The organism is Psychrobacter sp. T6-6 (genome assembly GCF_052258185.1).
Lineage (GTDB): Bacteria > Pseudomonadota > Gammaproteobacteria > Pseudomonadales > Moraxellaceae > Psychrobacter.
On sequence record NZ_JBQQEX010000013.1, the window covers coordinates 24,271 to 45,143 of the forward strand.

At 44.7% G+C, this 20,873-nt stretch carries 14 protein-coding genes; 2 read left to right on the forward strand and 12 right to left on the reverse strand.

Features of this window, described 5'->3' with window-relative positions:
- Window positions 1-13: 13 nt before the first annotated feature.
- The 11 genes from ACTXGL_RS13270 to ACTXGL_RS13320 all read right to left on the reverse strand — a co-directional run bounded on the left by ACTXGL_RS13270 (window position 14) and on the right by ACTXGL_RS13320 (window position 15,823).
- Window positions 14-877, reverse strand: a complete 864-nt coding sequence (locus ACTXGL_RS13270) for a HamA C-terminal domain-containing protein (RefSeq protein WP_443527203.1) — start codon at window positions 875-877, stop codon at window positions 14-16.
- Between the two features lie 233 nt (window positions 878-1,110).
- Entirely contained in the window at window positions 1,111-1,278 is a 168-nt protein-coding gene (locus ACTXGL_RS13275) for a DUF2256 domain-containing protein (RefSeq protein ID WP_443527204.1), read from the reverse strand.
- Window positions 1,279-1,323: 45 nt separating this feature from the next.
- Complete coding sequence (locus ACTXGL_RS13280) at window positions 1,324-1,485, reverse strand: DUF2256 domain-containing protein (protein WP_443511005.1); 162 nt, start codon at window positions 1,483-1,485, stop codon at window positions 1,324-1,326.
- Window positions 1,486-1,565: 80 nt separating this feature from the next.
- Window positions 1,566-7,769, reverse strand: a complete 6,204-nt coding sequence (locus tag ACTXGL_RS13285) for a DNA repair ATPase (RefSeq protein WP_443527205.1) — start codon at window positions 7,767-7,769, stop codon at window positions 1,566-1,568.
- A 254-nt stretch (window positions 7,770-8,023) separates the two neighbouring features.
- Complete coding sequence (locus ACTXGL_RS13290; RefSeq protein WP_443527206.1) at window positions 8,024-10,099, reverse strand: flotillin family protein; 2,076 nt, start codon at window positions 10,097-10,099, stop codon at window positions 8,024-8,026.
- A gap of 116 nt (window positions 10,100-10,215) precedes the next feature.
- Window positions 10,216-10,872, reverse strand: a complete 657-nt coding sequence (locus ACTXGL_RS13295; RefSeq protein WP_443527207.1) for a hypothetical protein — start codon at window positions 10,870-10,872, stop codon at window positions 10,216-10,218.
- Between the two features lie 181 nt (window positions 10,873-11,053).
- Complete coding sequence (locus tag ACTXGL_RS13300) at window positions 11,054-12,043, reverse strand: Xaa-Pro aminopeptidase (RefSeq protein ID WP_443527208.1); 990 nt, start codon at window positions 12,041-12,043, stop codon at window positions 11,054-11,056.
- Between the two features lie 277 nt (window positions 12,044-12,320).
- A complete protein-coding gene (locus tag ACTXGL_RS13305) occupies window positions 12,321-12,809 on the reverse strand; it encodes an META domain-containing protein (protein WP_443527209.1) in 489 nt (162 codons plus the stop codon).
- Window positions 12,810-13,242: 433 nt separating this feature from the next.
- The gene (locus tag ACTXGL_RS13310) at window positions 13,243-13,374 is read right to left on the reverse strand and encodes a hypothetical protein (protein ID WP_319051759.1); all 132 of its coding nucleotides are present in this window, start codon (window positions 13,372-13,374) and stop codon (window positions 13,243-13,245) included.
- Window positions 13,375-13,552: 178 nt separating this feature from the next.
- The gene (locus ACTXGL_RS13315; protein WP_443527210.1) at window positions 13,553-14,656 is read right to left on the reverse strand and encodes a lipase secretion chaperone; all 1,104 of its coding nucleotides are present in this window, start codon (window positions 14,654-14,656) and stop codon (window positions 13,553-13,555) included.
- 90 nt (window positions 14,657-14,746) lie between these two features.
- Window positions 14,747-15,823 (reverse strand): esterase/lipase family protein, encoded by a 1,077-nt coding sequence (locus ACTXGL_RS13320; protein ID WP_443527211.1) that lies wholly within the window; start codon window positions 15,821-15,823, stop codon window positions 14,747-14,749.
- A 299-nt stretch (window positions 15,824-16,122) separates the two neighbouring features.
- Between ACTXGL_RS13320 and map the strand changes: the two genes are divergently transcribed.
- Together map and glnD are read left to right on the forward strand one after the other, a co-directional pair.
- Window positions 16,123-16,914 carry a type I methionyl aminopeptidase gene (gene map, locus ACTXGL_RS13325; protein WP_443527212.1) on the forward strand — a complete coding sequence of 264 codons (792 nt, stop codon included), beginning with the start codon at window positions 16,123-16,125 and terminating at the stop codon, window positions 16,912-16,914.
- Window positions 16,915-17,155: 241 nt separating this feature from the next.
- Window positions 17,156-19,873 (forward strand): [protein-PII] uridylyltransferase, encoded by a 2,718-nt coding sequence (gene glnD, locus ACTXGL_RS13330; RefSeq protein ID WP_443527213.1) that lies wholly within the window; start codon window positions 17,156-17,158, stop codon window positions 19,871-19,873.
- 113 nt (window positions 19,874-19,986) lie between these two features.
- Here glnD and ACTXGL_RS13335 read toward each other — a convergent pair whose 3' ends face one another.
- The gene (locus ACTXGL_RS13335; protein ID WP_443527214.1) at window positions 19,987-20,658 is read right to left on the reverse strand and encodes a hypothetical protein; all 672 of its coding nucleotides are present in this window, start codon (window positions 20,656-20,658) and stop codon (window positions 19,987-19,989) included.
- Window positions 20,659-20,873 lie beyond the last annotated feature (215 nt).

Here is a 20,873-nt window from a genome sequence, read left to right on the forward strand (position 1 = left end):
CAGGAAATAGTATTTAAATAATATTTAAATTATTTTTTAACGGATGGTCATTTTTTCCGTTGAAATAATTCTTAAGACCTTCTATCTCAGACGTAAATTCACTTGAAAAATCTTCATTATTTTCATCATCATATCGACTGAATAAATCTGAATTATAAGTACATAATAGCGGTATGTTAATCTGGTTAAGTTTGTCAGATAGTTTCGTTGAACCATCTAATAAGTTCACCCAATGTTCTTTTTCTGGAATTTCAGGAGAATCGAAAGCCTTTACTTTTTTTGAAATAAGCATAAACTCTGAGTCCATATAATCAGCAATAAAATGCTCTTTTATATCTTTGACAAGTTCTCTTAGTCCAGCCTTAGCATCCATATATATTTTTGACTCTCCTAGCCATAGAGTACGTGTTTCAGGCTCAATATGAACAGCATCAAACCCATGGACAGCATGACCTAATGAATCCTTGAAGAAGATTTTCGATAAGAGAGGAGTAGTATTATGGAAGTCTCTTAATAATAAATGAAGTATAAGCTCCCCAAACTCTCCTCTTCTTAAGTATTTTTCCTTAAGTTCGTCATCGATAGACCCATTATTATCTAAATAAATATCCTTAACTTTTTGAAAAACATCAATGTTATATATGAGCTTAGCAGACTCTGAAACTTTAGAGATTAAGTCAGTATTATCTGTATTAGCACCAGCATGAAAGCCAAAGGCAAACTCAGGAATAACGTTGGTAAGTTTCCTTATTAATTCCTCCACACGATAGTATTTATCACCATTATCATTGATATCGAAACCAACTAAAAAGGCACTCAAATTAGAATCACTAACTTTATGAACTATAACTTTTTCAGAATCAAATGGTGTGGACATACAAAAATTCCCTATTTTGCTAAACAATAAAATGATGTAATTATTAAAAATCATACTAGCTAAAGGGGTAAACTATTAATTCATTAGCAGTAGCTACTTATGTGTCAGGTTTAGCTTTACTGGTAGCAGTGCTATTTGCACAGTTTTAAGACAACTATACAAATTAGACGAAGATCCAAGCTTCAGCTAACGCTTTGTATAGATAAGCAGATACGCGCGTAAAGCAAAGTTAGCTACAACCTGAACTTAAATTCAACCCCTGCCTTATCCTTCCCCCGACGACACCGCTCAGAACAATAAATCACCTGTTCCCAGTCTTTCTCCCACTTCTTACGCCACGTAAACGGACGCTGGCAGACGGGGCAGGTTTTTTGCGGTAAGTTTACTTTTTTATGTGCCATGGTTTGCTCCCATCTACTTTTGACTATTTGCGTTGTGGTTTAATCTTACTTCTGATGTTCTACGCCCTCATATTTCTTAACTCTTCGACACTGGTCTGAGCAGTAGACCATACTCTCCCAGTTTTTATCGAGCTTCTTCGTCCAACTAAACTCGCGCTCACAGACGGGGCAGAGTTTTTTTCGAACATTCTTCTTTTTGTGCGCCATACATTTCTCATTGGTTTGTTTACGACATCGGTCGCGTGTCACTATAGCCTACTACGTATCATTGCTATTAGTCACAGTGACTAGTCATAATCGTCAAATATTTTATTGAGGCGATTGAGACTGTTGACGATTAGCTTGCCAGATTGATCAGTACTACTATCAATCGCTAGCTTCTCATCCATGCGCATCGTCAGTGGTGCTAGTGCTTGCTTGAGGGCGTTCGCCATTAGTGTGGTCTGCTCATGTATGTCGGGCGCATCATTCTCTACGGTTTTACTATCATCGTTCTTAATCAGGCTTTCGGCTAAGCTACGAGACAAACTATCCGCCATATTGTGTGCCAGCTGCTCCACGGCATCGACCAGCTGCACCATCAGTGCTTTTTGCACGTCTTGGTTTTGCTTAAGGTACTCGCCCTCGGCTTTGTGGTCATGCTTATATATTTGTAGCAATTGGCTCACGCTTTTCTCAAAGCCATTATCGATGCTATCGCTAACGACTTTGGCATTATTGATTACGCTATCGGCGAGGATTTTTTGTGAGGCTAGCTGCGCTTCAATCTGAGTCTCTAACTGGGCCTTACGCTCTGCTTCTCGTAAGCGGGCGATTTGCTCTGGGTCATTTTTGGTTAAGTAAGTCTCAAACTGACGACTGATGGCATTGAAGCCACTCGCCAAATCCACCAACTGCGCGACGATACGCGCGCCCGTATCGCCGTCTTCGCCGCCCATGGCCTTATTACGTAAGAAGTCCGCTTTGATCTGCGCCCAGCGTCCTTTTTCTGCCTCGGTTAAGGTGCCGCGCATCTCGCCAAGCTTGAGCAAGTTACTCTCCGCGCCTTGGGTCAATAGCTGCGACTCGCCCAGATAGTGATCGTCTATCAGCTGGTTTAGCTCATTTTCATTCATGACCGCCGACAGCTTTTCGGTCATCTTATTCATATTACGATAACTGCCTTGCAGCTTAAATATCGGCTCAACGCGATATTTATCATCTTGCGAGGCGGAGGCAATATAGGCTTGATTGACATCCAAAATGACTGCTTGCACCCTAAACATATGACGCAAGATCGCAATGATCTCATTGATCTCTGAGGTACTATACGGATAGGTCAGATCGCTACTTTGCGCTTGCGCGAGGTTGGCATTGTCCGTTTTTGCCATTTTAATCAGGCGATGCACATCGCTTAGGTCGCGGTTTGCCAGTGGTGCAAGGACACTATTAGAGGTCAGCGAGTTTTCGATATAACTGAGCGCAAACACCTCTTCCATACCACTCATGATGTCGCCTAAGTTGTAGATATCGGCACGGTTGGCAAGCATGTCAGGCACTTTAAAGGCTTCGCCGCTTTCGGTGTAGGGGTTACCCGCCATGACCACGCAGAACTTTTTGCCCCGCATGTCATAGGTCTTGGTTTTTCCTTGCCACACGCCATCGATACGGCGTGTACCATCACCCAATGAGATAAATTTCTGCAAAAATTCCGCGTGTGTATGCTGAATATCATCGAGATACAGCATGACGTTATTGCCCATCTCAAAGGCTAAATTTATTTTATTCAGCTCTTCTCTTGCTGTGGCATTGGGGGCTTTTTCGGGGTCTAATGAGGTCACATCATGACCAAGTGACGGACAGTTAATCTTCATAAAAATAAGGCCGAGACGATTTGCCACGTACTCCATCAAGGTCGTCTTACCATACCCTGGTGGCGATATCATCATGAGGATACCCATCAAATCCGTCCGCTTATCCTCACCGACTGTGCCCATCTGTTTGGCAAGGTTATCGCCGATAAGCGGCAGATAGCTCTCGTTAATCAGGCGGTTACGCACGAATGAGGACAAGGGACGCGGCATAAATTCGTCCAGTCGCAAGGTTTCTTTTGACGCGTGTAATATCTCTGAGCGCATCGCCAGATAGCTTCGATAGGCAGGAATCACTTGGGTATCGTGATAATGCAAACGGTTTAAAAAGTCATCGACAGCAAAGGTTAGGGTTTGCTGATGAATACGCGAATGCTCACCCAGTAAACCGTTAACTTGTATCTCAAGCGATACTTTACCCGTGTGACGCGTAAAGCTTTGCACTTGATTGAGCGGGTTATTGATACTGGTCAGTGACGTTGATGATGACGCTGGAGGTGAAGAGAACGATAAGGTGGAAGCGGCATTAGCTGTGCCTTTATTTGCGCCGCCTTTATCAAAACTCGCCCCCGAATCAATCAGGCGCTGTACCAAAGCTTCACGCTGCGCGTCATTTAGTTGAGTGAGTAGTACAGCAATCGCTTCGGGCAAATAATGACGCCCACTTTCTAGCTGTTGCTTGCGTAGTGCCTCTTTTTCTTGATGCTCAGCAAGCTGCGCTTCACTGAGCGCCTCGCCTGCCTCATCCGTGCCATCATCTGCTGCGTTAGCCGACTCACTATTACCGTAAGTCTTATCAAGCAGTGCATGAAACCATGTTGCTAACAGCTCATAGGCTGATTTTGGTTGAAAACCGAGCTTACCGATTGAGGACTGTAGCTGCGCAAAACTGGTATTACTTTGCGTGCTGACGGGCGAGCTACTTAGCGTTTGGCTAAGCTGCTCGCACAACTGCTCGGCCTGCCTACTGGTCTGCCAGTTTATTGTGTTATATGCGGCGTTATTTGGTTCCGCTGATTGCCCCATAACGCTGACCAAATACTCACTCGCCAGCTGCACATAGCTTGGTTTAAAGATATTGGTGTTATGAATGTCACTGGTCGTTGAATCTGGCTCTGACTCCAATGCAGCGTCTGATGGCTGCTTAGCATCATTATTACTGCCAATACGCTCGTCACGATAGGCCGCGACAAAACGGTGCATCACTTGGCTCATATCCTCAACCAGTAAGGATTTGGCAGTGTCACTACCAAGGGCACGGCGCAATTGCTCAGCGGTAGCCGCTCTATCCGTCCAGTTATTCGCGCGGTTCAGCACTGATTCATTCAGCCAATTATCGTAGCCAAATTGACGTAGGTTATCTAAACCAAGCGCTTGCACAATGTTTAACTGCCAATAAAATAACTGCGCCAGTGCGCGGACTTGCGGGGTATAAATCAGTAGCCCGGCCTCACGTAACGTCGGCAGTATTTGCATCAACAGCAGCGTGGCATCATGGTCATGAATACCTTTGTCATAACCGAGCTGATAACGCGGAGTCGCGTAGGCTTTGACCAATTTCGCCAGAGGACTGTCATTATCGATATCACCATTGATATCAATTGTGATGACGGTTTCGTCATATGCTTGGTATAGACGGGTCTCGGTCAGACCGTCTTGGCTATTTTTGGCGCTCTCGATGATGCTATAGGCCAAGTACTCGGCGCGGTATACCTTGTCGGACTCGGAGGCAATATTCATCTCCCAATACGGACGCAATGCATTCAGCTCAGTTTTATTAAGCGCTTCGTAATAGTCGGTACCCGTCAGGTGCAAATTGAGCACGCGCTTGCCATCCGACTGCTGGCGACTGAGCAAGGTTAAGTCTAGCGGCTGAGTATTGACTGAAAAGCGATGCTTGCCCAGCTTGATGATTTGACCGCCATCTTCAAACAAGTCCGATTTGTCTTTTAGACTCTTATAGCTCTCGATTTGAATGGCTTTTAGGCGCGCATCAATGTCATCAGCTTTGACGCTAAAGTCCATCGCTTGTAGCTCTTTTGCGATGTTGCGGACTTTTTGTACCAGACCATCGGCGGCAAAGTACGTATTGAGCGCTTCTTCCTCGGTAAAGCCCGTCACGCCTGTGCTTTGCGTACGTTTTTTGATACTCTCAAGCATTCGCAGCGCGCCATCACCTAGGTTTTGCGCTTTGCGATTGCGAGCATCGAGCAGTTGCTGCTTATGATTTTCAAAGGTCTCGTAAATCTCTTCACGCTTACTGATGATATCGGCTAAAAACTGATCGCCGCTATTGGTCTCAGGATCAGCGAACTGGCTCTCCAATTCCTCTAACTGCACCAGCAGCTTTGCCATTTGCTCATCTGATTTTTCAGGGGTATTGGCAATCGATAAGGCATTGGCAATCGATTGACCAAACAGCTTAAACTGCGCGCCAAATTGCGCGACTGCTTCAGCAGATCCTAAGTTTTTACGTTTGTGATTGAGCTTTGCTTTGCTCTGGTTGAGGCTGGCATAAATGGTCGAGATGTCATCGATGATTTGCGTACGTACCGTGGCATCAGCAACGTCCAACGTACCGAGCAGCTCGGTCAACAAGTCTAATCCTTGCGCCGTCTCATCAATTTTATCGAGCACTGGCTTTAACTCAGCATTGGTTTCAGCTGTGTTTAGGCGCTCACTGACATCGACCAATATCCCTTCGTAGCTTGATAGTGCTTCGTCTCCGCTTAAAAAAAGCACGGTTTTTTCGGCAAGATCGCTTTCTGCTTCTTCTAGCTGCACCTGCAATGCTTCTAATTTATCACTATCTAGATAACGCAAATCTTCTAGGCTGACCAAGCGACCTTTTTGTCGTCTCAATGCCGACAGCTGATCGACATAGTCGCTTGCAGACTCAAACGTCGTGACTCGTATCTGCCGCAAAATCTCATTTTGCTGAGATTCGGCATCGGCAAGCGCCGTTTGGGTTTGCTTTTGAATACTTTGGACTTTGGCAAATTCATCAATGACCAACTCAGCGGTCGCTGTCACTTCTTTAATACTACTGGCGACGTCAGTCAGCTCTGGCTCAGACAGCCAGTAGTAGCTATCAAACAATCTGCTAGTATTGTCCGACAGCTCTTCATAGAGTTTTTGCGACACGCTTTGGTTATCGATAAGACGGGTAATGCTATAAAGATCAGAGATGCCGCGTACCAGCTCTTTGTTACCGATTTTGCCATAGAAGCTCGTGCTTTCAGGCAATTCGCTCACATACTCAGGCGAGGCGTAAGGGGTGTGCCATATCTGCATCGGATGAATGCGCGACGGCTCACTTTGGTCACTAAACAGCACCAAGCGACCATTGTCTGCCAACGCCATACCATTGCAATAGATCGGATTTGCCAGTTGTTTTTTGATCAGGTTATAAGGAAACAGCCCCGTGATACCTAGCTCTCTGTCATAAAATAAGAATAGGACATCTTCGCCATTCGTTGAGATAATTTTGCGCTTAAACTTTAAATTTTTGGCACCGGCACTGTTGGCATCGAACAGCTTATACTCGCCCGTCTGTAGATAATAACCACCTGGAAATATAATACCGTGATCTTCGGGCAACTGTACGCAGGACTGACCAATCGCATCCAAACGCAGCACCGCTTCGGTCAAAGTGTTATAAACAAAGTAACGATAACTGTCCTCACGATAAGGCAATATTTTGAGGAGGATTAAGCTACCGACTTTGGCATAGGCAATCTCAGCATCCGTCAGCGACTGGGTACGGTCATTGACAGGCTCGCTATAGATGCCCTGCCCTGATTGGGTGTTGTCTTCAATCTTGATGGTCAAATCACCGCCGACGGTTTCGACAAATATCGTATCCAAGATATTCATGTGTGGATACTTACCATTGACCATCTGATCGCGCGTGGTCTCGATCCAACCAAAGTCATAGGCAGGCGGCAACTCGATGTCACGCTCGCCGCGATTGTCCACGTAGGCGACTTGGGCAGCCTCTGGTGTGCCTTGGCTAAAATCTAACGCAAAACGAAACACTCGAATATCGGTGATACGCTCACCGATCTGAAAGGCCAACAGCAACTTGCTGTCTTTAGCGGTCAGTTGAATCAGGCGTGTTTGCTTGTAATAGCGATAGAGCTCATTGAAGTCTTGGACAAAGGCATCTTGATCTAAAAACGTCCCTGTTAAATCGACCTCTTCGAGCTGATACTCTTGCTCCGCACTATTACCACTACTGCTCTTCGGACTCTCATCGCTATCGCCTTTTTTGGCAGGATCTATCAAGCGATATAGCGACAGCACATCTTTAATATTGCTGGCGCGCTTTAACCCCATAAACACGTTATAGCCAAACAGCAAATATTCGCCAACTTGCACCATATCCTGCGCCACACAGTTGTGTTCGGTACGGATACGCGTGCGGGCAATGACCTGCATTTGGGTGCTGCCAAATTCCATCAGGCGTGCAGCATTTAATTTGGCGGTTTGTTGCTCTAGACGACTGCCCTGCTCTGTTAGGCGTTTTTTGATGAGCTCATACGCATTACCAGAGGCTACTGCCTGATCGGTTTGGGTTGCTTGGTTCGCGTTAGGATCGCTTTTACTATCTGAATTGGTTGGGTGTTGCGTGTCCGCCATCGTTGCTCGTCCGTTTCTGTTTTTACATAATAAGAGAATTGTCTGGCAATCAGGAAATAAGAAGCTATTTGAGATAAAACAGTATTAAAAGTAAAGAAGCACGTGGCTAATCTAAAAGAACGGTCAATACGGGTTTGTTTAGATTAGCCAACTCATTTTCGGCGCTAACGTTGAAAATGCGTTGGTTAAAGCGCTCTGCTATCTAGATAACAGAGCGTTTATAACGACTAATATTCATACCAATCGCACATCGTTTAAGTAGTTTTGTCATCATTTGACTGATTGGCTTTCATCGCTTGGTTGGCCATAACCCCATTGATAATACCGCTTAACGTGTCTGACTTACCCGCTAAACCATCAATGGCTTTACCGATCGACAATGATTTGGCAAAGTTGTCAAAGAAGTGCGCTTCACCGCCAACGATATCGATTTTGGCTTTTTGGAGCGCCACTGCCAATACTTCGGCGTTTTCTTTGGCAATCTCTTTACCTGCATCAATTGATGCCATCGCTTCTTGTAGCGCGGTCTCAAGACCCATGCGGAACTCTTCGTGCTCACGCGCTTCCTTACTCATGCTACCCATGGCATTGAATTTCTCTACCAGACCATCTGCTTCGGCTTGGAAGTGCGCGCGCGTGACTTCGGCTTTTGCCAGTCCAACGTCACGTTCTGCCTTGGCATTTGACTCGCCGCGAGCAGCGATAACCTCAGCATTGGCCATGCCGACATCACGCTCGGCTTTAGCATTAGATTCACCGCGAGCAGCAACAATCTCTGCATCGACCATACCGATGTCACGCTCCGCTTTTGCTTTAGAGGCACCGCGAGCAGCAATAACTTCGGCTTCAGCCATGCCTTTTTCACGGTCTGTTTGAGCCTCAGCCTGCCCTGTCGCTTTGATGACATTGGCTCTCGCAATGCCTTCTTTTTCAAGCGACACTGACTTGGCTTCTTGAATCGCTGCTTCAGCAAAGCCGTGCGCTGACTCTTCTGCTTTAATACCTTCTGCCATCTTGATTTTGGCGTCCGCATCTTTTGCAGAGGCTTCCAGATTGGCATTGGCAAGCGTGGTAATCTCGACAGCTTTATGCTTGGCAGACAGCTCTTCTGCTTCGGCTTTTTTCACCTGACGCACTTTGAGTTCCTCAGCATCTGCTTCAGCAGCCAGTACGCGCGTTTGCTTAGAGCGATCCGCTTCGCTGACTTCGCGAACTTCTTTGATACGCTCTTCTTCTTGCGCCACAGTTTTGTCCACCGCGATGCGCTCACGAATGACATTGGCGATTTCTTTTTTCTCAAGCTCAATCGCACGGTCAGCTTCGATCTTTTGTAAGTCAACTTCACGCTCACGCGAGACGATTTCTAGATCGCGAGCACGCGTGACTTTTTCTTCTTCAATGACTACGGCACGCAGGCGATTTTGACCCGCCACTTCGATTTCACGTTGCTGATTTTCACGCTGAATCGCCAAATCTTGCTCCACCATAATGATGGCAGTTTCTGATTTTTTGCGCTCTTCTTCTTCAATCTTGCGAGTTTCGGCCGTTTCACGGGCAATCACTGATGAGATTTCACGCTTTTGCTTGGCTTCGGCATCGGCTTGTTGACGCTCCAGCTCCAGCATCGCCTCTCGGGTTTCGACATTCTTTTTCTTAACCGCCAGCTCTTCGTCACGCTCAAGCTCATTGGTAATGACGTTTTGGAACGCTGTTAGCTGAGTGATCTTCTTGATACCTTCAGCATCTAGGATGTTGCTTGAGTCTAGTGATACTTTTGGTGTTTGTTCCAGATAATCAATCGCCACATCCTCTAGGACATAACCATTGAGATCGTTACCGATTTCTTGGACAATACTGTCGCGGAACTCGCTGCGGTTTTCGAACAGTTTGACAAAATCAATCTGCTTACCGACGGTTTTTAGTGCTTCTGAAAACTTAGCGTTAAACAGCTCATTGACCGCGACTTTATCGGAGGCTCTCTCAACGCCGACGGACTTGGCGACTTTGAGTACATCTTCTTCGGTTTCATTGACACGTAGATAGAATGCGACTGTGATATCAGCACGCATATTATCCGCACAAATCAAACCTTCTTTACCACGCCTATCAACCTCTAGCGTGATGAGCGAGATTCTCATCAGCTCTTTTTTGTTGATTACTGGCCACACAAAGCCACCATCAAAGCGTACCGCTATTTTACTCACACCGTTGATAATGAGTGCTTTGCCCTGCTCAACCTTGAAGTAAAAGGCTTTGAGCATCAAAAGTGCGACCATCATAAAAACAAACGCCAGCACCACAACCACGCCGACGATAATGAGTATGTCCATATTCATTCCTTTAATTAAAACATTCCAAGCGAATTTAAAACTCTTGCTATATTTACTAAATACTTATTTTTTATGTTATTGAGCCATCATCCACTGAGCAATATCATTGATGAGCTTTATTTGTCTTCAACAGGAGTCACTCGATAGGTGTTGGTGCTATCTAAATACTCTACCAGCACGACTTTATCGCCTTGTTTTAGTTGATGGTCGTTCATGTCTGATCGAATCTTGAGTATCAGTCCAGCACCGCCATCATTGAGTGTCGCCTCGCCATGTTTGTCCGTCACACTGAGCGTACGCACTACAGCGACTCTACCCACGTTACTAGACGAATTACGTTTGGGAATTTTGGCAATATTTTTGCGGATAGGGGAAATAATAATGCCTGTCAACCACATCGATACAACCAAGACAAAGACAAGTGCCCCTGTACCGAATAAATAATACAGCGCACCCGAATCAAGATACTGATGTAAAAAGCTGGTATATAAGTAGCTGAGTAGCCACCCTATCAAGCTAACGAGACTGAGTATGATGATCAACGGAACACCATAAAGACCGAATTTGAGCATGAGACCTGTGAAAAAACCAGTCGATGACAAGTTGACGATATCAGTATCGCCGCCTGACTCACCAAAATCGACAGTATCCATATCTGCCATGCCAAGCAAAGACACAACCCAATACAAGGTGACAAACATCACAAGCCCAGTAAAAATAATCGTGGGATATAAACTGATCTTAGTAACAAATACTAAAAACGCTTCTTGCATGACACCTGCTCTCCCTTTATTCACCTAATCTGATATGCTAACCGTTCAGTGCAGTGCTTAGTACGGTGCGGATAACGCTTAACCGCCCTGACGCTATTTATTCCAAACATTCATAATCAACTTATGTTTTCTTATTCATGATTATATATACATTTCATTACATAATATATAGGACTTGTTACTAACGTCCCCATATTGGTGAGCGTACTACTCCACCATCTTGACTATTAATGGCATAGCTTGTATTCCCTGAGAGCGAATGAATCACCAGATCTCCCCCGTGTTTACCGCCAATTTGCCCGCTGATTTTTGAGTAGCGCGTAGGATAAACCGCATAGTTTCCAGAAGGAGACAGACGAGCAGGTTCATCAAGTCCAGTCTCTGCTAGATTGGTTACTTGCCCAGTTGTCAGCGTCATAACGGCGGCTTTACGGCCATTAAGGTAAGCCATACGTTGACCGTCTGAGCTGAGCTGTGGACTGGCGACATAACCGCTGGTCGGTACAGGCGTGGCACTACTGGTTGCAAAGTTGTAGCGATAGATACGTGGACGTCCAGCCCGGACTTTGTCACTGGTATATACAAAGCTCTTGCCATCTGCTGCATAACTTGGCTGAACCTCAGTACTCGGCAAGGTTGTTAGCTGCCGCGTCTTACCATCGCTCAGTTGCATCTCATAGATATCAGCATTGCCGCTGACGGTCGAGCTGTAGAGTAGATGCTGACCATCAGGCGAGAATGACGCTGACATGTTACTGCCTTCAGCATTGACGACTAGATTGCGCGTCTTGCTACGACGATCATATATATAGATCTTGGGATGTTCACGTGCAGCTTGTTTGCTATAAGCAAGTAATTGCCCGTCGGCTGACCATGCTGGTGCATAGATATAGCCGCGCAACTGATCAATGAGCTGACGATCACCACCATCAGGACGGATACTATAGAGTGTCGATACTTTAGCCGCTCCAAGCCCTTGCTCCTCTACATAAGCAATATACCCTTGACGATCGATGGTAGGCATACGCGCAGTCAGCGGATTGCTGTCAACGGTACTAATCGGTTTTCTGGTTTGAATATCAGGCAATGTCTGACAGCCTGTCAGCGCCGCAACGATAGCGAGCGTAGTGACACCTCTCACTGTCACTCTTGGCAAATTGAGTTCTGACATGTGGATTTTGAGCATAATGTAGTATCCAATAACGTCTGAGGGAAAAAGCATGGTAAATAGCTAAAATTAAGCATCACTGCTCTGATATTTAAATCCGTAGCTGCTTTTTTAAAAATTAAGTTTATTGCAGAAGCATTACTCTAGTGTAGCCTAAACTGGCTCAAAATTTGGATAAAAAAAGCCCCACTAGTTAGTGGGGCTCTACGAAGTTTAACTCGTCTGTTTGTCTATTAGTCTGTTTACGCTTAATACGTGCTCATCTCAACAAATGGCAAACCTATTTTGAGACCGCTTTGAAGTGAGCTACTTGATTCTCACTTTTGATCGTTAGGATAGGTAGATTATTGGCATTTTTACTGAGGCTGTACTTGCCTTGTACTGTGGCTAATGCTGCGGTATCAAAACTGGCTTGCGGCTCAGGACAGGCCATCAAAGTACTGATACCATTTTTGATCTGCACATTACCATTTATAACGCTATAACCTGCGCTCATATTGTTGCAAGTATTTATAAATGCTACGTAGTCTCTGCCCTCGTCATTCATAAAACTTAGGGTCAGAGGTTTTGCTGGATCAAAGAACAGTTTCGCTACTTGCTCACCGTTGCTCTCTTTGGCGTCAACCAGCTGCCAAGCGTAAGCTTGTAAGGCATCATTAGTAACTGCCTGACTGCTTGGCGCAGGCAGATTAGCAGTCGTCTGGCAACCAGCAGCAAGCGCCCCAGTGGTAAAAGTAGCGACCATCATTATTTTCATTATGTTATTCATATATTCTCCTTGCTGTATTGAACCGGAAATTCTTGTTAAACGTACCGAAAACTCTTGTTAAACGTAAGGGCTGATTATAACGCTAGAACCCATGAATAAGCCTTAACAAGCTTAGCCAAGATTTTAGTTCTATTATGATTGATTGTGTTATTTACTGTGTTAAAGAATAACTGTCTTTTGTCTGCCTCATAATCGACTGTCATTATAAACTGGGTGTTATATTTAAAACTCATGGATTAAATCCTATAGTCGTCTGGATGCTATTCTAACAAATGATAAAGCAGATTTTCTCGATGAGCATATATACAAAAATACCCCACTACGTAGTGGGGTATTTTTGTATATTGCTACTGGATATTAGTAATTGCTATCATTCCCTACTGCTTCAAATGAAACGTCTAAAGAGGATTTAGTCAGCAAATCAATTGTTGTTTTAGATCACATCTGTACCGGTAATCTCTGGCTGGTCAGTAGCAGGTGCCGTCATGCTTGACATAGATTGGCAACCGACGAGTACTGTTACCATTACAATACCTGTCATCAATGCTTTGGTCATGTTTTTCATATGAGCTCCTAGAATAATTCTAATATACCGTTATGGTTGGTTCAAGTGAAGTATAACTATCATTGTATTAAACTACAGATATTGGGCCGTACTTCTCCCAATGACCGTAGCTTATTCACACTTTTAGCATACCCATCTCTTACATTGCTGTAAGTTAATTAATGTTAATGAAATAGTCTTACTGCGCCTTCATTTCTTGCAAAGCAGCATATCCTGATAAACGCTTGCGTTCAGCGTCGTCAAACAACTGCTGCTCAAGTTGTTTTATCTGAATCTGTGCTTGGCTTTGATCTGCACTTTGACTTAATAAACGCTGTTTTTGCGCCTCATACTGGTTGAAGCGCTGGTCAAAATTGGCATCTTCTAGATCGACTTGTGCCAGTCTCTCTGCCGCTGGTGCGCCGACGAGCTCTCGGCGCATATTATATAAGGCTTCGGGTGTTGCACCGCGCGCTTTCATTTGTTCGGTACGAGCCATCAGCTCACCAAGATTGGCTTGCTGCTGGATATTGGTTTTGGTGGCATTATCGGGCAAGCGACTGACATAGTCTTGCCTAGCGGCTTGCTTTTGAGCGTCGCTCATTTGCTGGTTTTGATTGATTCTGACCATTTCTACACTATAGTCATCATAATCATCTGCAGCACCGAAGAACGCCGTAATGGTCGCTTTGTCAAAATATTGCTGACGTAAGCTGGCCACGTCTTGCTTTTGTTGAGCGACTGCATTCAAGTCCAGCTCGCCACTTTTGGTCGCTTGTAACTGTAGATTACCGTAACGCTTTTCTATCTCTGGCAGTGCTTTGAGATATGCGACATACTTGTTAAATATAGCAACTGCTTGACTCGCAGCAGGTTCTGGCGTGTGGTGACGGATGTAACTCTCAACACGTGCGATGATAACCGTTTCGTCCTCCTCACCAAGTGCGGATAAAAAATAATCGAATAAACGCCGCAGCCCTTCTGTAACGACCAATTGCTTGTTTTCATCAATGATGATTTCGCCATCGATTTGCGTGTCCTTTAGTGATCGTGGCAGACGCTCCAGTCCAGTGACAAATGCAGACTGGTTTTGGAGTGTTGTCGCTTCCACAACTTGACCAGCAGCTAACTCAGTTGAGATCGACTCGTTGTACTCACTATCCTCAACAGAAGCCGTCGTTTGAGCTGAGCTTATCTCATTATTATCAGGCTTGAACCACATAATCACCACCGCAGTTAGCGCTATGATAACCGCGGCGATTATAGCGATGGGTAAATAGGCTGGGCGGCGATTATTCGACATAAATGAGGGTTCTTTTTACTAGTCAGCTTTAGGACTTATGTTTTTAAAATCTTGCGTTTTTAAAATCCTGCGTTTTAAAACCTTACGCTCTTAAAGGTTAGCGTTTTTGAGACGATTGACCTGAGTACGGTAGATAGATTTTGGTTCAGAATCACCCCATGCTGTCAGACCTAGCACCTGATCAGCTGAATCCAAATGGTTCATTCTATAATTATCACGAATCACATAACCAAGGCGACTCGAACAGGCAGATACCAACCCATCATTAGACTCACCTGCAAACGGTACACCCGTCGCGGCCAATAGATAATCGCTAGGATCAAGTGCGCTTGTGATTTGTCCAACACCGCTAAATGAGTAGTATTTAATGCCATTGACCGCAGTACTGGTTGGCTGACCACAATAATTTCTTGGCATTGCTGCAGGGAATTTGGCATTAAAGCGCGCTGCACCATCAGTCGATAACGCCATGAGTGCTTGCCAGCCATCTTGCTCTTGTATCTCTTTAAAACTGATACCTGAACCAACATCTGCAAAACCACCAATCAAATTAAAGACACCTGATACTAACTCTGTGGTGATGTTCGATGGCGTACCAGTATTATTATTTGGTTCGAGGACGTTTTTGACAAAATCGGCTGTTTTTGACCCTTGCTCTGGGCTCGACACTGCTGTGACTGACGCGACGTACTTTGGTGCGACGCCAGCGACGTAACGAATATCTATACCGCCTTGACTGTGCCCAAACAAATTAACTTTAGGATCGCCTGAAATCGCGGCGATGGTTTTGACTTGTTGTAGCAGCTGCTCTCCGCGAATCTCACTATTATTGACGGCTGACGTCTTGGTGGTATATACCTCCGAGCCACCCTTCATCAACTCTGTAGGGATGCCATTGAAGTAATCAATAACCCCAAATAACTGGGTAAACCCGCCAAGTCCATGAGCCATAACGACTGGGTATTTGGTTTTGGTATAGCTAGATGTGAAGTACCTACTGTCAACCAGCTTACAACCATTGGCATTGGCACAATTATAGTACTGTCCTGCTGCTTGGGCTGATGTGGTTTGTAGCGTCATTAACAAGACACCAGTACCGATTGAACCCAGTATTGGCAAAAAGGCTTTTGGTGTGATGGCGGCACGAACGTATGAAGAGAGTGTCATAACAACATCCTTGTTATCGTTGAGTTTGGTTATCCGTACCGCACAAGAGCGATAAAGATTGCTGCTAATTCCTTTAGCAGGCAAAATTACATTACTGATATCTTCTGTAACATTCAACTAAATTGTCAAAATATGAATATATTAGTGTGACTACAGGGTCATGTTCAGTTTTTATAGGCTGTAAAGCAATTATTATCAATCATAATGATAGGTTGACTATCACTTAACCTAGAACTGCCGTTCTTCCATTTATGGTATAATCTGTCCACATGAAACCCATAATTACAAGATAGATGACGATGACTAAAAAAACCCTTATCCAGTCGGCTGATGCCATAGAAAAAATGCGCGTGGCTGGCAAACTCGCTAGTGATGTTCTGGTGATGCTCGATGAACATGTCAAAGTTGGCGTCAGTACCGAGGCATTGAACCAAATCGCTCATGACTATATTGTTAACGTACAGCAGGCTATCCCTGCACCGCTTAACTATAATGGATTTCCAAAATCCATTTGTACTTCAGTTAATCACGTGGTCTGTCACGGTATTCCAACTGAAAGCAAGCTATTAAAAGACGGTGACATCATCAACATTGATGTGACTGTTATTAAAGATGGCTATTATGGCGATACCTCAAAAATGTGGATCGTTGGTAACGGCTCTATTATGGCGCAGCGTATTTGCAAAGTGGCACAAGACGCTCTATATGCTGGTATGAGTGTGGTCAAAAATGGCGCGCGTTTAGGCGATGTTGGCGCTGCAATCCAAGCAGTGGTAGAACCTGAGCGTTTTAGTATCGTGCGTGAGTTCTGTGGTCACGGTATCAGTAATGAGTTCCATCATGAGCCGCAGGTTATGCATTATGGCAAAAAAGGCACTGGGTTTGAGCTAAAAACAGGTATGACCTTTACCATTGAGCCTATGATCAATCAAGGCACATGGCAGACTAAAATCTTGCCAGATGAATGGACCGCCATTACCAAAGATCGTAAGCTATCTGCTCAGTGGGAGCACACTATGGTCGTGACAGACAATGGCTGTGAAGTCTTTACGACTCGCCCTGAAGAAGATTTAAGCTTTTTGACACAGTAAGACAATAAAAGATCGCCTAGGCGGTCTTTTTTTTGGCTCATTTTTTGGTCTGTGGTTAGGACATCTTTAGTCGAGCGATATTGAGTATTGTGCTGACAGGGTTTTTATCTTTATACTCTAATGACCTAACCCTTTTTATTGATGGCTTTTGCCAGCAAGCAATGTGTTGATTGACCAGACATGCCAACTTCATAGACTAGCTTGATAGATTGACTTACAAACTCTTAATTGGATAACGCTCATGTTTAATTGCGATGGCGCTTCTATTGATCTCACGCCTCTACCACTACTAGCTAACGCTACCGACAAACCATTGCTTGGGATTCCTGAATGGTTGACACAGGTCAACGAGGATATCAGTCGCGAACTCGAACGTGGCACCAATATCCGTCAGTTGGTTGGCGCACGTGCTTGCGCTATCGATAGTTTACTCGTCGCTTTGTTCAAGTGGTTTGAGCTAGACAAAACTGATTTGGCGTTTTTTGCGACTGGTGGCTATGGACGCGGTGAGCTATCTCTATATTCAGATATTGATATTTTGCTACTGTCTCCTGACGAAATAGACGCTGATGCCAGTAGCAAGATCGATAAGCTAGTTGCGTTGCTGTGGGATATTAGGTTAGAGCCTGCACTTTCTGTACGTAGTGTCAGTGATGCCCTAGAGGCTGCGCTTGATCATACTATCGCTAGTGCCCAGCTAGAAGCCCGACTGCTTATCGGCAACGAATCGTTGCAAGATATGCCGATCCAAATTGTGAATAAACAGTGGTCTCCTCGCGCTTTTTTTGATGCAAAAATAGAAGAGACTAAAGCGCGCTATCTACAGCACAACTCTACCGAGTATAACCTTGAGCCAAATATCAAAACAGCACCTGGTGGTTTACGTGATATTCATATTATTGGCTGGGTCACCAAGCGCTACTTTCGAGTAAGTAAGCTCTATGACTTGGTACAGCAGAACTTTTTGACTGAAAAAGAGTTTGATGAGCTTAATTTTGCAGAAGGCTATTTATGGCAGATACGTCACTACTTACATGTATTGACAGGCCGCAACGAAAACAAGTTACTGTTTGATTATCAGCGTGAGATTGCGCAGCTGATGGGTTACGAGACCCAACCAGACGATCAGCCCAATGCTGCCGTCGAACGCTTTATGCGCGACTATTATCGCTGTGCTATGCAGATATCCACGCTGTCTGAGATGCTCACCAGTCATTATTATGAGACCATCATAGAACCTCAGCTGCCTGATGATGAACGTCCAAAAAAGCAGCCAATCAATGCTAGATTTAACCGTATTGGTAATCAAATCGCTATAGCGCATCATCGCGTTTTCGCCCAGCATCCTGAGTCTATTTTAGAGATGTTTTTATTGATGGGTCAGCATGGTATCGATAAGGTTCGCACTCATACGTTACGTGCTCTAAAAATTGCCGCCCGAGGTATTGATCAAGTTTATCGAGACAACCCCGCTCATAAGACGCTGTTCTTATCTAACTTAAAAGAGCAAAACTATCTGTTCCATCGTCTACGTACCATGAATCGTTATGGGGTATTGGGCAACTATATTCCCGCTTTTGCTCAAGTCACAGGTCTCATGCAATATGACTTGTTCCATCGTTATACGGTAGATGCACATACTTTATTTTTGATTCGAATTTTGCATCGCTTTACCGACCCAATGTTCTCTGAGGATTTTCCGCTGGTCAGTGCTATCTTTCAGCGTATCGAACGCAAAGAGATATTGGTACTCGCGGCGATGTTCCATGATATTGCCAAAGGTCGTGGCGGCGATCATAGTGAGCTTGGTCAAACTGAATCGATTGAGTTTTGTTTGTCGCATGGGATGAGTCTGGCGGACGCCAACTTAGTGGGTTGGCTGACTCGCTATCATCTGTTAATGTCGATCACTGCCCAGAAAAAAGACATCTCAGACCCTGAAGTTGTGACCATCTTTTCAGATCTTATTGGCAACGTCACACACCTAAACCATCTGTATGTACTGACAGTGGCAGATATGAACGCGACCAATCCACAGCTGTGGAACAGCTGGCGGGCGACACTCATGAAACAGCTGTACTCACAGACTCGGCGCATTTTGCGCGCTGATATCGATGCGCCGACCAACCGCCAAGACATGATTAGCGCCACACGCACACAAGCGCTAACCATGCTAGATAACGTCAATAATCAGCATATGAACCGCGATGAAGTGTTGCGTTTATGGGATGATCTGGGAGATGAGTACTTCTTGCGAGAGATTGCAGAGGATATTTTGTGGCACACTGAAGCTATCTTGAACCATCCACCGATTGGTCTTGCTTCTAATGCGGATAGTCCGCCACTGGTGGTCTTGCGTGAGCATCGTGAGCTGGCACTCGATGCGGTACAGGTCTTCGTCTATACCCAAGATCAGATTAATCTGTTTGCCGTTACCATGGCTGTTTTTGATCAGATGAATCTCGATGTATTGGATGCCCGTATTATTACCGCGACCCGCGATTTTGCCCTAGATTCTTATGTATTACTAGATCCTAGCGGCACACTGTTGGTGGATCAAGACAGTCAGCAAGAGCTTAAACAGCGCTTGATTGATGCATTTAAAGATCCTACCGTTCTGAAGCTGGCAAACAAACGTATGCCGCGTCAGCTGAGACATTTTGAGGTTGAGACAGTTATTAGCTTTGAATTCAACGAAGCATCGAACCAACACATCATGAGTCTCGAGACACTGGACCAGCCAGGACTATTGGCTCGAGTTGGACAGATGTTTTTGCAGGAGCAAATCGAAGTTCATGCGGCGCGTATTACTACCCTAGGTGAGCGTGCAGAAGATATGTTTTATATCAGTGACCAAAACGATAAACCACTATCTGCCGATAGGCTTGAAGCGTTAAAGTCAGCATTATTAGCCAGTCTAACAACCAAAAGAGAAGATAACGTGGTCTATAGCTACTAGCGTTACCGCTACTGGACATATAACTACCATGGATAATGGCTATCAGTCGGTCAACCACTAACTGGCATGACTGATATGGCTGACATAATAGCCAATAGGATTAAGGGCACGCTTTATAGCGTGCTCTTATATATTATATTATCTGCATGTTCATGCAGTTCAGCGTCAGCAAGATCAGGTGGCAGTACGCCCAATTCAAGCGCTGTTTGAGTCATTATTAGACGTCCTGCGCTGATTTCTTTTTGTAGCAAACATTGTAAGCTTGCCAAATGAAACTGTCCTTTGAGGTAGTCATCTAACTGCGCTAAAGAGATAGGTGCTTTAGCATGCACATCAGGATAAAGGCTGTCCTCTGCTAGAATAACCATCTCATTGAGCATCTCTTCGCTCATGAGCTCATCTTTATCTATTTTGCGTTGTAGTTTATTTTCTAATCGACCTTTGGTAGCAAAAGCACTGATATAGAGTATGGTCTGCAGTACAAACAACGATACATACTGCCATGCCGTTAGCGATATATTCAGCAGGTTATTAAGCAGCATCAATGCCATGGCTACGACCACATAACCAACCAGCTGCCACACTAGCCACATGATCAGGCTGTTTTCGCCAAACCAAAACACTTTCTTTTCTTGACGTTCAATCAGTTGCTCCCGCGCTTGCCACCAGCACTGTTCACGCTCTTTTAGCAACTTGTATAAATTAGTAGACTGCAAGTCAGTATTAGGATTTTTATTGTTGGTATCTTGAGCGATGAGATCATCGTTATTTATCACATTAGACATATCAAATCATCCTCAAAATGATCTACCCCTTATGCTGGTAGCCATCTTTTATATTGTTATAAGGTATTAACCGTAAAGCGATTTGATCGATTTGGGTATTATAATATGGGCTGTCGTAGAAGCAGCCCTAGGCATCAGATATCAGGAATTCGCACGCGCGGTATAAGAACAAAAAAGACAAAAAATAAGAGAAGTGCTACACTGCTCTTATGTAA